This window comes from Mesorhizobium sp. B4-1-4, assembly GCF_006439395.2.
Classification (GTDB): domain Bacteria; phylum Pseudomonadota; class Alphaproteobacteria; order Rhizobiales; family Rhizobiaceae; genus Mesorhizobium.
Genome location: NZ_CP083950.1, coordinates 1,337,074 through 1,349,591 on the forward strand (window position 1 = coordinate 1,337,074; position 12,518 = coordinate 1,349,591).

Annotated in this window: 14 protein-coding genes; 11 read left to right on the plus strand and 3 right to left on the minus strand. The window is 63.0% G+C overall.

All coding sequences use genetic code 11. The annotated features are described in order from the left end of the window. Positions 1 to 165: 165 nt before the first annotated feature. From FJW03_RS06315 to FJW03_RS06330, 4 genes are all read left to right on the plus strand, one after another. Complete coding sequence (locus FJW03_RS06315) at positions 166 to 1,329, plus strand: ABC transporter permease (RefSeq protein ID WP_140762810.1); 1,164 nt, start codon at positions 166 to 168, stop codon at positions 1,327 to 1,329. Then, a complete protein-coding gene (locus FJW03_RS06320) occupies positions 1,326 to 2,264 on the plus strand; it encodes an ABC transporter ATP-binding protein (RefSeq protein ID WP_140609999.1) in 939 nt (312 codons plus the stop codon). Before FJW03_RS06315 ends, FJW03_RS06320 begins: the two co-directional genes overlap by 4 nt. Next, entirely contained in the window at positions 2,261 to 3,010 is a 750-nt protein-coding gene (locus tag FJW03_RS06325) for an ABC transporter permease (protein ID WP_140610000.1), read from the plus strand. Before FJW03_RS06320 ends, FJW03_RS06325 begins: the two co-directional genes overlap by 4 nt. A gap of 241 nt (positions 3,011 to 3,251) precedes the next feature. Next, positions 3,252 to 5,393 (plus strand): sodium-translocating pyrophosphatase, encoded by a 2,142-nt coding sequence (locus FJW03_RS06330; protein ID WP_140610001.1) that lies wholly within the window; start codon positions 3,252 to 3,254, stop codon positions 5,391 to 5,393. A gap of 466 nt (positions 5,394 to 5,859) precedes the next feature. On the opposite strand, the gene FJW03_RS06335 is transcribed toward FJW03_RS06330, so the two are convergent. After that, positions 5,860 to 6,375 carry an outer membrane protein assembly factor BamE gene (locus FJW03_RS06335; protein WP_140762807.1) on the minus strand — a complete coding sequence of 172 codons (516 nt, stop codon included), beginning with the start codon at positions 6,373 to 6,375 and terminating at the stop codon, positions 5,860 to 5,862. 114 nt (positions 6,376 to 6,489) lie between these two features. Between FJW03_RS06335 and FJW03_RS06340 the strand changes: the two genes are divergently transcribed. The 7 genes from FJW03_RS06340 (at position 6,490) to FJW03_RS06370 (ending at position 11,321) form a co-directional block, all read left to right on the plus strand. Then, positions 6,490 to 7,038, plus strand: a complete 549-nt coding sequence (locus FJW03_RS06340; protein ID WP_140762804.1) for a ubiquinol-cytochrome C chaperone family protein — start codon at positions 6,490 to 6,492, stop codon at positions 7,036 to 7,038. Continuing rightward, positions 7,035 to 7,583: a YceD family protein gene (locus tag FJW03_RS06345; RefSeq protein ID WP_140762801.1), complete on the plus strand. Its 549-nt coding sequence runs from the start codon at positions 7,035 to 7,037 to the stop codon at positions 7,581 to 7,583. Before FJW03_RS06340 ends, FJW03_RS06345 begins: the two co-directional genes overlap by 4 nt. Positions 7,584 to 7,696: 113 nt before the next feature. Further along, complete coding sequence (plsX, locus tag FJW03_RS06350; RefSeq protein ID WP_140762798.1) at positions 7,697 to 8,767, plus strand: phosphate acyltransferase PlsX; 1,071 nt, start codon at positions 7,697 to 7,699, stop codon at positions 8,765 to 8,767. 9 nt (positions 8,768 to 8,776) lie between these two features. Beyond that, a complete protein-coding gene (locus FJW03_RS06355) occupies positions 8,777 to 9,748 on the plus strand; it encodes a beta-ketoacyl-ACP synthase III (RefSeq protein ID WP_140609549.1) in 972 nt (323 codons plus the stop codon). Between the two features lie 101 nt (positions 9,749 to 9,849). Further along, positions 9,850 to 10,173 (plus strand): integration host factor subunit alpha, encoded by a 324-nt coding sequence (locus tag FJW03_RS06360; protein ID WP_010915609.1) that lies wholly within the window; start codon positions 9,850 to 9,852, stop codon positions 10,171 to 10,173. A 214-nt stretch (positions 10,174 to 10,387) separates the two neighbouring features. Then, positions 10,388 to 10,927 (plus strand): MerR family transcriptional regulator, encoded by a 540-nt coding sequence (locus FJW03_RS06365; RefSeq protein WP_140762795.1) that lies wholly within the window; start codon positions 10,388 to 10,390, stop codon positions 10,925 to 10,927. A 91-nt stretch (positions 10,928 to 11,018) separates the two neighbouring features. Further along, positions 11,019 to 11,321, plus strand: coding sequence for a hypothetical protein (locus tag FJW03_RS06370; RefSeq protein WP_140763053.1), 303 nt, complete (start codon positions 11,019 to 11,021; stop codon positions 11,319 to 11,321). A 224-nt stretch (positions 11,322 to 11,545) separates the two neighbouring features. Here FJW03_RS06370 and FJW03_RS06375 read toward each other — a convergent pair whose 3' ends face one another. Beyond that, complete coding sequence (locus FJW03_RS06375) at positions 11,546 to 11,845, minus strand: hypothetical protein (RefSeq protein WP_413466468.1); 300 nt, start codon at positions 11,843 to 11,845, stop codon at positions 11,546 to 11,548. Continuing rightward, a complete protein-coding gene (locus tag FJW03_RS06380) occupies positions 11,835 to 12,419 on the minus strand; it encodes a hypothetical protein (protein ID WP_181173222.1) in 585 nt (194 codons plus the stop codon). The genes FJW03_RS06375 and FJW03_RS06380 overlap by 11 nt, the downstream gene beginning before the upstream one ends. Positions 12,420 to 12,518 lie beyond the last annotated feature (99 nt).

A 12,518-nucleotide genomic window follows, 5' to 3' on the forward strand; every position in this document is an offset into this window, starting at 1 on the left:
TCCTCCCGGATATCTCCCCCTCAAGGAGGGAGATTGGCGGTTGCTGCGCCCCGCTTCCTTCTCCCACCGCAGTGATTGGCGAAGGCGCTCGGCAAAGCTGATCTCCCCCCTTAAGGGGGAGATGGCCGGCAGGCCAGAGGGGGGCGCCTCGCGCAAACGCGCGTCATGACCCTGCGCTTCGACAAGCTCGGCGTGGTCATAGCCGTGATCGTCGCCTATGCAGCTCTGCTCGCGCCCTTCGCAGCCTTCCGTGCCAACCGCATCGTTCCCGGCCAGGCGCGATCGATCCTCGAGGCTCTGCCGCCAACGACCGGATTGTTGCTGCTCGCCATCATCGTCGCAGCGGCGCTCATCGCACTGTTCAGGACGCCGCTTATGCTGCGCCTTGCCGCCAGCGTGGTCGCACTTGCCGCACTTGCGCTGCTGATCGGCGTCGCCGGCACATTTCTGACGCCGGCCGGCAACACCTTTGCCAGGGTGTCGCCGGCCTCCGGTTTCTGGATTCTCATCTTCGCCTTCACGCTTTTGCTGGCGGACGTGCTGACGCGCCTGAACTTGTCGCCATTGGCTCGTGTCGGCGTCCTGGCCGCGGCTGCCATGGCCATTGGCCTGCTTTTGACATCGGGAAATTGGAACGATCTTTCCATCCTCAAGGAATACGCCAACCGCGCCGACAGTTTCTGGGCCGAAGGCTCCAAGCACGTCACGCTGGCGCTGGGTTCGCTGGCCGCCGCCGTCATCGTCGGCCTGCCGCTCGGCATCCTGTGCCATCGTGTTGAACGGTTGCGCGCCGGCGTGCTCAACGTCCTCAACATCATCCAGACCATCCCTTCGATCGCGCTGTTCGGGCTGCTGATCGCGCCGCTCGGCTGGGTGGCCACGCATGTGCCGGGGGCTGCCGTGCTCGGCATTCGCGGCATCGGCACGGCGCCCGCTTTCGTCGCGCTGTTCCTCTATTCACTGCTGCCGGTGGTGGCCAACACGCTGGTCGGGCTCGCCGGCGTGCCACGTGCCGCCAACGACGCGGCGCGCGGCATGGGCATGACCGATCGCCAGCGCCTGTTCGGCGTCGAGTTTCCGCTGGCCTTTCCGGTCATCCTCACCGGCATCCGCATCGTACTGGTACAGAATATCGGGCTTGCCACGATCGCCGCGCTTATCGGTGGCGGCGGCTTTGGCGTGTTCGTCTTCCAGGGCGTCGGCCAGACGGCGATGGACCTGGTGCTGCTTGGCGCGGTGCCGACGGTGGCTTTGGCCTTCGCCGCCGCTATCATCCTCGACGCGGCGATCGAAATGACTGCCACCAAGCGCAGGGTTGAAACGGCATGATCCAGATCGAAGGCATTACCAAGCGCTATGATACGACAACGGTGGTCGACGACGTATCGATGGTCATCGAGCCGCGCACCATTGCCGTCATTGTCGGCACCTCAGGCTCCGGCAAGACGACGCTGCTTCGCATGATCAACCGGCTGGTGGAACCAACCGCCGGCGTGATCAAGCTCGACGGCGCCGACAATCGCTCGGTGCCAGGTTACGAACTGCGCCGCAGCATCGGCTACGCCATCCAGGGCCACGGCCTGTTTCCGCATCGCACCGTGGCGCAGAACATCGCCACGGTGCCGGTGCTGCTTGGCTGGGACAAGGCACGCATCAAGACCCGCGTTGATGAACTGATGACGCTTTACCAGCTTGACCCCCGGGAATTCGGGCCGCGCTATCCGCATGAATTGTCCGGTGGCCAACAGCAGCGCGTCGGCGTGGCCCGCGCGCTTGCCGCCGAGCCCAACGTGCTGTTGATGGACGAGCCGTTCGGCGCGCTCGACCCGATCATCCGCACCAAGGCGCAGGAGGATCTGCTGGCGATCCAGAAGCGCTTCGGCACCACCATCATCCTCGTCACCCATGACATGGAGGAAGCCGTTCACATGGGCGACAAGATCGCCGTCATGAACGCCGGCAAGCTCGTTCAATACGCCAAGCCCGCCGAGATCCTGGCGAACCCGGCTAGCAGCTTCGTCGAGACCTTGGTTGGTGCAAGCGAAAGGCCGTTCAGGCTGTTGTCGCTCGGACGAGTGCGCGACGCGGTGGAGACCGGCGATGCCGATGGCGAAGCGATCCCCGGCGATGCCAGCCAGCGCGATGCGTTGGCCGAACTCCTGTGGTCGGGCCGGTCGGCGCTGCCGGTGAAGGGCGCCGACGGCAAGCCGCTTGGCCGTGTCACCGTGGACGGGCTGGCCAAGCGGGCGGCGAGGCCGGCATGAAAGCCTGGCTGCCTCTGCTGCTCAGGCTTGTGCTGGTGATGTTGCTCGTGGCCTTCGTCACCAGCCCAGGCTGGTTCGAGCCGCTGCTGAAGCCGCTGACCGAGAACAACGCTCCCGCGATCTACAATCAGGGTAGCCTGCTGACTTTGACGCTGCTGCATCTGCGCACCGTGCTGATCGCTACCGTCGCCGCGACCATGGTCGCGGTGGCTTTGGCCATCCTTGTCACCAGGCCGGCTGGTGCCGAATTCCTGCCGCTGTCGCGCAGCCTGGTCAATATCGGCCAGACTTTTCCGCCGGTGGCGGTGCTGGCGCTCGCCGTGCCGGCGGTCGGCTTTGGTGAGAAGCCGACGCTGATCGCCCTGTTTCTCTATGGCCTGCTGCCGATCTTCGAAAATGCGCTGACCGGGCTGACAACGCTTCCAGCAAACGTCGTCGAGGCGGCGCGCGGCGCCGGGATGACCGGCTGGCAAAGGCTCACCAAGGTCGAACTGCCGCTCAGCGCACCGATCATCCTGGGCGGCATCAGGCTCTCGGTGGTTATCAGCCTGGCCACCGCCACGATCGGCTCGACGGTGGCCGCCAAGACGCTGGGCGAGGTGATCATCGCCGGCCTGTTGTCCAATAACCTTGCTTTCATCCTACAAGGCGGCCTGATCGTGGCGGCGCTTGCCGTGCTGATCTATGACGGTCTGTCGGCGGTCGAGCGCTACGCGGCACACCGGATGGGGAGGGAGGCCGAGTAGCGCGCGCCTTTTGTCCTCCTTGATTTCAATCGATCTAATTGGACGATGCCGACGGCGGCTTACCTCACGGCCCATGCCTTTTGGGGCGAAAGCCGGGCAAAAACCGAACAATATCTTGACGTTCGCAGCCCTGTTTCGCATACACCGGTACGAAGAGGTGGATTCCGTGCGCGGAATCCGATCTTGTCTCAACGGCCCAGGGAGGGGTTCTTTTGGGCCAGCAATCGAGGAAAATTCGGCAATGACCATACTTTACGCCGTCATCGCCTGCGGCCTGCTTTCTGTCCTCTACGCCATATGGGCGACACGTTCGGTCCTCGCGTCCGATCAAGGCAATGCACGCATGCAGGAAATCTCCGCCGCCATTCGCGAAGGCGCGCAGGCCTATCTGGCGCGCCAGTACACGACCATCGCCATCGTCGGCGTTGTGGTGCTTCTGCTCGCCTGGTGGCTGCTTTCGATCACCGCCGCCATCGGCTTCCTGATCGGCGCCGTCCTGTCTGGCGCCGCCGGCTTCATAGGCATGCATGTTTCGGTGCGCGCCAACGTGCGCACGGCTCAGGCGGCTTCCAACAGCCTCGCCGCCGGTCTCGACATCGCCTTCAAATCGGGTGCCATCACCGGCATGCTGGTTGCCGGTCTGGCGCTGCTCGGCGTCTCGATCTATTACCTTATCCTCACCCATTTCATGGGCCTTCAGCCAAACGACCGCGTCGTCATCGATTCTCTGGTCGCGCTTGGCTTCGGCGCCTCGCTGATCTCGATCTTCGCCCGTCTCGGCGGCGGCATCTTCACCAAGGGTGCTGATGTCGGCGGCGATCTGGTCGGCAAGGTCGAAGCCGGGATTCCCGAGGACGATCCGCGCAATCCGGCCACCATCGCCGACAATGTCGGCGACAATGTCGGTGACTGCGCCGGCATGGCCGCCGACCTGTTCGAGACCTATGCGGTGACCGTTGTTGCCACCATGGTTCTCGCTGCCATCTTCTTCGGCGGCACCGCCGTGCTCGGTGCGGCGATGCTCTATCCGCTGGCCATCTGCGGCGCCTGCATCCTGACTTCGATCGTCGGCACCTTCTTCGTCAAGCTCGGCTCCAACGGCTCGATCATGGGCGCGCTCTACAAGGGCCTGATCGTCACCGGCCTGCTGTCCATCGTCGGCCTTGGCGTCGCCACGTCGGCCACGCTTGGTTGGGGAGAGGTCGGCACGGTCGCCGGCATCACCATCACCGGCAAGAACCTGTTCATCTGCGGCCTGATCGGCCTCGTGGTGACCGGTTTGATCGTGGTGATCACCGAATACTATACCGGCACCAACAAGCGCCCGGTCAACTCGATCGCCCAGGCTTCGGTGACCGGCCACGGCACCAACGTCATCCAGGGCCTCGCGGTTTCGCTGGAATCGACGGCGCTGCCGGCCATCGTCATCGTCGGCGGCATCATCGCCACCTATCAGCTCGGCGGTCTCTTCGGCACGGCGATTGCCGTCACCACCATGCTCGGCCTTGCCGGCATGATCGTGGCGCTCGACGCCTTCGGCCCGGTCACCGACAATGCCGGCGGCATCGCCGAAATGGCAGGCCTGCCCAAGGAAGTGCGCCATTCCACCGATGCGCTCGACGCGGTCGGCAACACCACCAAGGCGGTGACCAAGGGCTATGCCATCGGCTCGGCTGGCCTGGGCGCGCTGGTGCTGTTCGCCGCCTATTCGAACGATCTTAGGTTCTTTGCCGCCAATGGCGACAAATATCCCTACTTCCAGGGCATGGGCGAGATCTCCTTCGACCTCTCCAATCCTTACGTCGTCGCCGGTCTGATCTTTGGTGGCCTGATCCCCTATCTGTTCGGCGGCATCGCCATGACAGCCGTCGGTCGTGCCGCGGGCTCGATCGTCGAGGAAGTACGCAAGCAGTTCCGCGAAGATCCGGGCATCATGGCCGGCACCTCCAAGCCGAACTATGCCCGCGCGGTCGATCTCCTGACCAGGGCGGCGATCCGGGAAATGATCATCCCCTCGCTGCTGCCGGTTCTGGCGCCGCTTGTCGTCTATTTCGGCGTGCTTTTGATCTCTGGCTCGAAAGCGTCCGCCTTCGCGGCACTCGGCGCCTCGCTGCTCGGCGTTATCGTCAACGGCCTGTTCGTGGCCATCTCGATGACTTCGGGCGGCGGCGCCTGGGACAACGCGAAGAAATCGTTCGAGGACGGTTTCACCGACAAGGACGGCGTCAAGCATCTCAAGGGCTCCGAGGCGCACAAGGCCTCGGTGACCGGCGACACGGTCGGCGATCCCTACAAGGACACCGCGGGTCCTGCGGTCAACCCGGCGATCAAGATCACCAACATCGTGGCGCTCCTGCTGCTTGCGGTGCTCGCGCACGGCTGAGCAAGAGCTGTTGAAAAAGCGAAACCCGCGGGGAGCGATCCCCGCGGGTTTTGTTTGGTCCGGATCGGGCACGGTGCTTCAGCCGCCGTCCGGCTTGGCTCCATTGCTGTCGGCACGCTTGCGGGAGCGGGCCAGCACGTCGTCCACTCCTGGTTCGCGCGCCGCGTCGCCGGCAGGCCGCGTATCTCACGTAGCCTGGTGCCGAAGGCGCCGCGCCCGCATTTTGCGACAAAACTTGCTGGCTCTCGGATGGATGCCGCATGCTGCCAGAATCCGGCGTTTCAGATAGGTGGATTTCTTCAAGGGTCGAGGGTCCTCGGCCGCGGCAAGAATTTCCACACGCAGGGCGCCCCATCCCTGGCAAGTCGGCCGGTCCGGGGCCAAACAAAAACCCGTGAGATCGCTCCCACGGGTTTTTGGTCGCCTGAGATACTGCTGCTTTCTCGGGGGAAGCAGTGACTGAAGATCAGGGGGTGCCGCCGCCGGGGATGCCGGGCGCCAGCTTGCTGGCGCCGTTGATGATCTGGCTGAGGAAGTTCTGGTCCTTGCCGCCAGTGGGCGTGGTGCGCGAGATGAAGTCGAAGATCTTGCCGTCCTTCAGGCCGTAATTGGCGATCTGGGTGACGCGGCCGTCCGCGCCGAAATAGACCGCCAGCACATGCTGGTCGACCAGGTGCGGCTTGTCGAACGCGACATAGCGCTTGCGCGTCTGCGAGATGTAGTAGAACGCCTCATTGTCGAAGGTCGCCGTGGTCGACGGCGTGCCAAGCGCCAGCAGCACCTGCTCGCGGCTGGAGCCGACCGGTACCGAATCGACCGCCTGCTGGTCGATGACATACCCTTGCGTCAGCGTCTCGCTTGGATTGAGATCGCCGATCATCTTGTTCGTGTGGCATGCCGACAGCGCCGAAACCATAAGCAGCAGCGAGATCGCGCCGGCGGGCCTGGAAGTGAAGGTCGACTTGAAATTCAGCGCGCGCAACAACAATTCTCCATTACATCGCCGCAACTTGCGCTGGGCCGCAAAACCGGTAAACCAGCTTGCTTGCCGATGCAACAAGGCCAATTCAACAAACGGTCCCCGGAGACCATCCCCATGTTCCAGCGCCTTTTTGGCCGTGAACGCCACGCCAACCGCGCCATCACCGACGCGCTCTACGCACAAATCGTGGCGGCGGCGCGGCAGACTGCATTTTATTCCCACTGGAGTGTGCCGGACACGCCGCTTGGCCGTTTCGAGATGCTTTCGCTGCACATGTTCCTGTTCCAGCATCGCCTGCGCGGCGAGGGCGGCGTGGCGCAGGCGATCGCGCAGGTGCTGATCGACGAGTTCTTCCTCGACGTCGATCATTCGCTGCGGGAACTGGGCATTGGCGACGTCGGCGTGCCGAAGCGGATGAAGAAACTGGCCAAGATGTTTTATGGCCGCACGGCAGCCTATGATGATGCGCTGGAAAGAAACGATCATGACGGGCTGACCGCGGCACTTGCCCGCAACGTCCGGCCCGATGCCGACACCTGGCCGGAAGCATCGCAATTGGCCGGCTATGTCGCCGGTGCCTGCAAAGCACTGGCAGCGCAGCCGTCCGAATCAATCGTTTCCGGGACGGTGACATTTCCGCTGGCCAGGGAGGTCGATCGATGAAACATGCTAAGCCGCAAAGCCCGGTTTCCTTTTTCGCGAATATCGCCCGGCTGCCGCAGAAAGGGCTGCCCGTGGTGATCGAGGCCGACGCCGCGCAGCGCGCAGCCCTTGCCGAAGAGCACGGGCTGCTGTCTGTCGAAGCCTATCGCACGGAACTCCTGGTCGCCTCCTGGAAGCGCAATGGCGTGAAGGTCAGCGGCCGCGTCGAGGCCGACATCACGCAGGCCTGCATCGTCACGCTCGATCCCGTCGCGGCGCATATCGACGAACCGGTCGAGGCGCTGCTGCTCCCCGAGGACTCTAAGCTTGGACGGCAGGGGTTTGAAGGCGGTGGCGAGATTCTGCTCGATGCGGATGGGCCCGACAGTCCCGAAACATTTTCCGGCGACACTATCGATGTCGGCGCCCTCGCCGAGCAGTTCTTCGGTTTGGCGATCGACCCCTATCCGCGCAAGCCGGGCGCGTCTCTGGATGCCGGTGGCGACACCGAACCGGAGGAGAACGAATTTCAGCAAAAACTGCGATCCTTGCTGGGAAAATCCTGAAAACCTCGCCCGCGACGGAAAAGTCGGTTGTGTGAAAACCCAAAACCGCTATTTTCGCCAAACCTTTGCGATCACTAAAGCGACCTGCCGCCTAACCGTGAGATGAATACCGCGTGATCAGGATTTCCATCGATGCCATGGGCGGCGATCACGGACCAGCCGTGGTCATTCCGGCGCTCATGACGGTCGCGACCCGCCGCCCAGACATCCGTTTCGTCATCTACGGGCGTGAGGACGTGGTGCGTCCTGAACTGGCCAAGTTTCCCAAACTGGCCGAGGTGAGCGAATTCTTCCACTGTGAGGTCGCGGTCAGGATGGACGACAAACCAAGCCAGGCGCTGCGCCATGGCCGCTGGAAGTCTTCCATGTGGAAGGCGGTCGAAGCGGTCAAATCGGGCACTGCGGATGCCTGTATATCGGCCGGCAACACCGGCGCGTTGATGGCGATGTCGAAATTCTGCCTGCGCACCATGGCCACCATCGATCGTCCGGCGATCGCGGCCTTGTGGCCGACATTGCGTGGCGAAAGCGTGGTCCTCGACGTTGGCGCCACCATCGGCGCCGATGCGCACCAGCTCATTGATTTTGCCATTCTCGGCACCGGCATGGCGCGCTCCGTATTCGGCATTGGCCGGCCGACCGTCGGCTTGCTCAATGTCGGCGTGGAGGAGATCAAGGGTCAGGAAGAGGTCAAGGAAGCGGGACGCATGCTGCGCGAGGCCAACATGGCCTCGATGAACTATCATGGCTTTGTCGAAGGCGACGATATCGGCAAGGGTACGGTCGACGTGGTAGTGACGGAGGGCTTTGCCGGCAACATCGCGCTGAAGACGGCAGAAGGCACCGCCCGCCAGATCGCGGGTTATCTGCGCGCCGCCATGAGCCGCACCCTGATGGCCAGGATCGGCTATGTCTTCGCCAAGGGCGCTTTCGATCGCCTGCGCGAGAAGATGGATGTCGGCCGCTCCAACGGCGGCGTGTTCCTGGGACTGAACGGCATCGTCGTCAAAAGCCATGGCGGTGCTGATTCGGACGGTTTTGCCGCGGCGATCGAGCTCGGCTACGACATGGTGCGCAACAATCTGCTCGACCGCATCGAGGCCGACCTGGATCTGTTTCATGCGCGCAACCCGCATGCCCTGTCATATCGGAAATCCGACGTCGTTAGCGACGCGAAGGAATAGGAAAGAACTTTGATCAGATCAGTCGTGCGCGGCACGGGCGCCGCGCTGCCCCGCCGCATCATGAAGAATGCCGATTTCGAGGGCATGGTCGAAACCTCGGACGAGTGGATCGCCCAGCGCACCGGCATCCGTCAGCGCCATATCGCGGGCGACGATGAGACGACGGCTTCCCTGGGCGAGGCCGCGGCGCGCGCCGCCCTTGCCGATGCGGGGCTGACGCCAGACGATATCGACCTGATCGTGCTGGCGACGTCGACGCCCAACAACACGTTCCCGGCCACCGCGGTCGAAATCCAGGACCGGCTCGGCATGCATCACGGCTTTGCCTTCGACATGCAGGCGGTGTGCTCGGGCTTCGTCTATGCGGTGACCACGGCCGATCTCTATATTCGCGGCGGCCTAGCCAAACGCGTGCTGGTGATCGGCTCGGAAACATTCTCGCGCATTCTCGACTGGAACGACCGCTCGACCTGCGTGCTGTTCGGCGACGGCGCCGGTGCCCTGGTGCTGGAAGCGGGCGAGGGGGGCGGCACGATCGCCGACCACGGTGTTCTGGCGGCCAGCCTGCGCTCCGACGGCACGCACAAGGACAAGCTTTTTGTCGATGGGGGACCATCGACGACGGGGACGGTCGGCCACCTCAGGATGGAGGGCCGCGAGGTCTTCAAGCATGCGGTCGGCATGATCACCGACGTTATCGAGGCGACCTTCTCGGCCGCCGGCATCACCGCTGACGATCTCGACTGGTTCGTGCCGCATCAGGCCAATAAACGAATTATTGACGCTTCCGCCAAGAAGCTCGGGATAGCAGAGCAAAAAGTGGTGGTTACCGTCAATTTGCACGGTAACACCTCGGCGGCTTCCGTGCCGTTGGCGCTGTCGGTGGCCGTTGCCGATGGGCGCATCAAGAAGGGTGACCTTGTGCTCCTGGAAGCGATGGGCGGCGGCTTCACCTGGGGCGCCGTTCTGCTTCGCTGGTAAGTGCCGAACGGCTCGGTTTCGGTCCTTGACCTTGACGGATCAATTACTTAGGCTCAGCCGTTGTTGTGCCGATTTTATGTTTGAGCTGATGGGACGGTCGCATGGGGGGAAAGACACTTACGCGCGCCGACCTTGCCGAGGCCGTCTACCGGAAGGTCGGTCTGTCGCGCACTGAATCCGCCGAACTCGTTGAAGCCGTTCTGGACGAAATCTGCGAAGCCATCGTCCGCGGCGAGACGGTCAAGCTGTCGTCCTTCGCGACATTCCATGTCCGCTCCAAGAACGAGCGCATCGGACGCAATCCCAAGACCGGTGAGGAGGTGCCCATCCTGCCGCGCCGGGTGATGACCTTCAAGTCGTCCAACGTATTGAAGAACCGCATCTTGCGCTCTCACCAGAACAGCAAGGCCAAGGGCGGCAAGTAGCCTCCATTGTACGGTTGAAAACCGGCCCCACCATAACGTTGGGCTTGAATATTGTTGCACAAACCGCTGAAATAAGGCCCGATTCGGCAGCATGGCCGGATTGGTGTTCCGCGTATGATCCATTCCGCGCAAACGGAATGAGCTTCTCTCTTTGTTGAGCGTGATCTCGTCTGAAGACCGTTCCGGATCACGCTCCAGCGTGAGGATTTCGCCCATGGACAAGAGCCCTGACGCCTTCCGTACCATCAGCGAGGTCGCCGAGGACCTCGACCTGCCGCAGCATGTGCTGCGTTTCTGGGAAACGCGCTTCAACCAGATCAAGCCGATGAAGCGCGGCGGCGGCCGGCGCTATTACCGGCCGCAGGATGTCGAGTTGATCAAGGGCATCCGCCACATGCTCTACGATCAGGGTTATACCATCAAGGGCGTGCAGAAGCTGCTGCGGGAAAACGGCAATCATTTCCTTGTTGCCATCGGCAATGGCGACATGGCCGCGGTCGAAGCGATTTCCCAGCGAAAGCAGGCCGACCAGGTGCCGCTGACGTCGGCAGCGCAGCCGCGCGGCGGCGATGATGAACTGGTTGGCCAGCCAAGGGTCAAGCCCAGCCGCCGCTTTTTCGGTCTTGCCAAGGGCGATGAGGAAGGTCCCGTTCAGCCGGACGCCTCGAAACTCTCGCGCGACAATCGCGCTCTGCTGCAGGAGGCGCTGTTCGATCTGCTCGAATGCAAGCGCTTGCTCGACCAGGTGCGCTGAGCCGTCGCACGAAGTGCTTTGAAGCCGCGAAACTGGAACCCGCCTCGGGGTGAGGCGTTACGTTTTCTTCTGCAAGAGAAGGAAACGTATGATGGCACCATTCTCGACCCTTTCGGACATCGATCTCGAAAAGCAGATCACGGCGCTGTCGAGGGAACTCGCGGCGTTGCGCAAGGCGGTGTCCAGGCGGGGTGGCGCCTACTATGAAGACGGTCGTGATGCCGCGCTCGACACATATTCCGATCTTGCCGGGCGTCTGCGGGACGCCATGCCGGCAATTCGCAAGCAGGGTAGGGTGATCGAGAGATCGGCCCGCGAGCATCCGGCGGCAGCCGCCGCGGTTGGCCTTGTGGTGCTAGGGCTGGTGGCCAGCCTGTTGTTCAGCCGACGCTGAGATGCCTTCGCTGTCCTTGGCATTGTGAATTCCAAGGCAGACAATGACGGCTCGCCATTTTGGCGCCGTCATCCTCGTTTTTGGAGCACTTGCTTCTCGCGCGCACACCGCGCGCTGGCCGATCCGGTCAGCGATATCGGCTGTCGCCTCGGCATCTGGCGCGAAGCGCTTCGGCATAGAGGTGCACAGCACCCCTGTGCGGTCGGCGCAGGAATGCGGACTGCTCAAGCCGCCAGAGCCGTTCTATTTCCGCTGCGATCGCCGGGTTCGTCCAAGTGCCGTGGCCGGCGGCCGAGTAGAGCGCCGACATAGAGGCGATCGTCGGTGACTAGGAAGTCGATGCGGATGTAGTCGAGGTTGCCAGCAATGCCAGGTGCTATCGAGATCGCCTGGCGGACATGGTCGAGCAGCCTCGCATTGACGGGCAGGGCCTGGTCCTCATCGGGATAATCCGGATCCCGCCCGGGCAACGGATTGGCTTGCCGGTCGAACAACACTGAAAGCTTGGCGTGCTTATCCTCCACCCAGACATGGGATATCACCCCGCTGCAGACATGAACCTTGATGTCGGTGGCAATTTTGCCGCCGCTCAGTGTAAGCATCTCCTCCCACGAAAACGGCCGGCACGATTGGCCGATAGGCCCATTCGCCATGGCGCCGACCATAGCGTTCGCGTTGCCAGCACCCCGCCTTGCGTACGACGGCAGCACGGTCCGGCCCGCCCTCGGAAATGAATATGTTCATCGCGCAGCCATGGTTTGCCTTGACCACGACGCCGCCGGTCAGCAGGCCCGGAGGGATATTGGCAGCGTCGCGCCCGCACCAGAGTGTCTCTGGCATGGCGATCCCGGGGCAGGCGTCACGGATGTAGACCTTGGCCGCGAGCTTGTCGGTCAGCGTCACGAACAGCGGGTTGCGGTCGACGATTTTCCGCCAGAGCAGCAACTCATTGTAGCGCACAGGCGCGGCCGGATTGGGCAGATAACCCAGTTCCACGGCAAATCGTGCGACAAGGACAGGGTGACGAGCCGTGAGCCACAATCGTGCGACTGACAGAACAATACGATTTTTCCAGGAAACATCGGCCACGGCCGTCATCGGGAATACCTGGCCAAGTTGGCGAAACCTGCCCCGGTGCGCGTACCCGGTCAGCATATGCCTTGCCGTATCGTGATTTGGCTCTGCGTGAAAGGTTTC

What these genes read in the sequence shown, in the direction of transcription:
- FJW03_RS06315 (WP_140762810.1), top strand. Translation starts at nt 166, where the DNA reads ATGACCCTGCGCTTCGACAAGCTCGGCGTGGTCATAGCCGTGATCGTC.
- FJW03_RS06320 (WP_140609999.1), top strand. Translation starts at nt 1,326, where the DNA reads ATGATCCAGATCGAAGGCATTACCAAGCGCTATGATACGACAACGGTG.
- FJW03_RS06325 (WP_140610000.1), top strand. Translation starts at nt 2,261, where the DNA reads ATGAAAGCCTGGCTGCCTCTGCTGCTCAGGCTTGTGCTGGTGATGTTG.
- FJW03_RS06330 (WP_140610001.1), top strand. Translation starts at nt 3,252, where the DNA reads ATGACCATACTTTACGCCGTCATCGCCTGCGGCCTGCTTTCTGTCCTC.
- FJW03_RS06340 (WP_140762804.1), top strand. Translation starts at nt 6,490, where the DNA reads ATGTTCCAGCGCCTTTTTGGCCGTGAACGCCACGCCAACCGCGCCATC.
- FJW03_RS06345 (WP_140762801.1), top strand. Translation starts at nt 7,035, where the DNA reads ATGAAACATGCTAAGCCGCAAAGCCCGGTTTCCTTTTTCGCGAATATC.
- FJW03_RS06360 (WP_010915609.1), top strand. Translation starts at nt 9,850, where the DNA reads ATGGGGGGAAAGACACTTACGCGCGCCGACCTTGCCGAGGCCGTCTAC.
- FJW03_RS06365 (WP_140762795.1), top strand. Translation starts at nt 10,388, where the DNA reads ATGGACAAGAGCCCTGACGCCTTCCGTACCATCAGCGAGGTCGCCGAG.
- FJW03_RS06370 (WP_140763053.1), top strand. Translation starts at nt 11,019, where the DNA reads ATGGCACCATTCTCGACCCTTTCGGACATCGATCTCGAAAAGCAGATC.
- FJW03_RS06380 (WP_181173222.1), bottom strand. Translation starts at nt 12,419, where the DNA reads ATGACGGCCGTGGCCGATGTTTCCTGGAAAAATCGTATTGTTCTGTCA.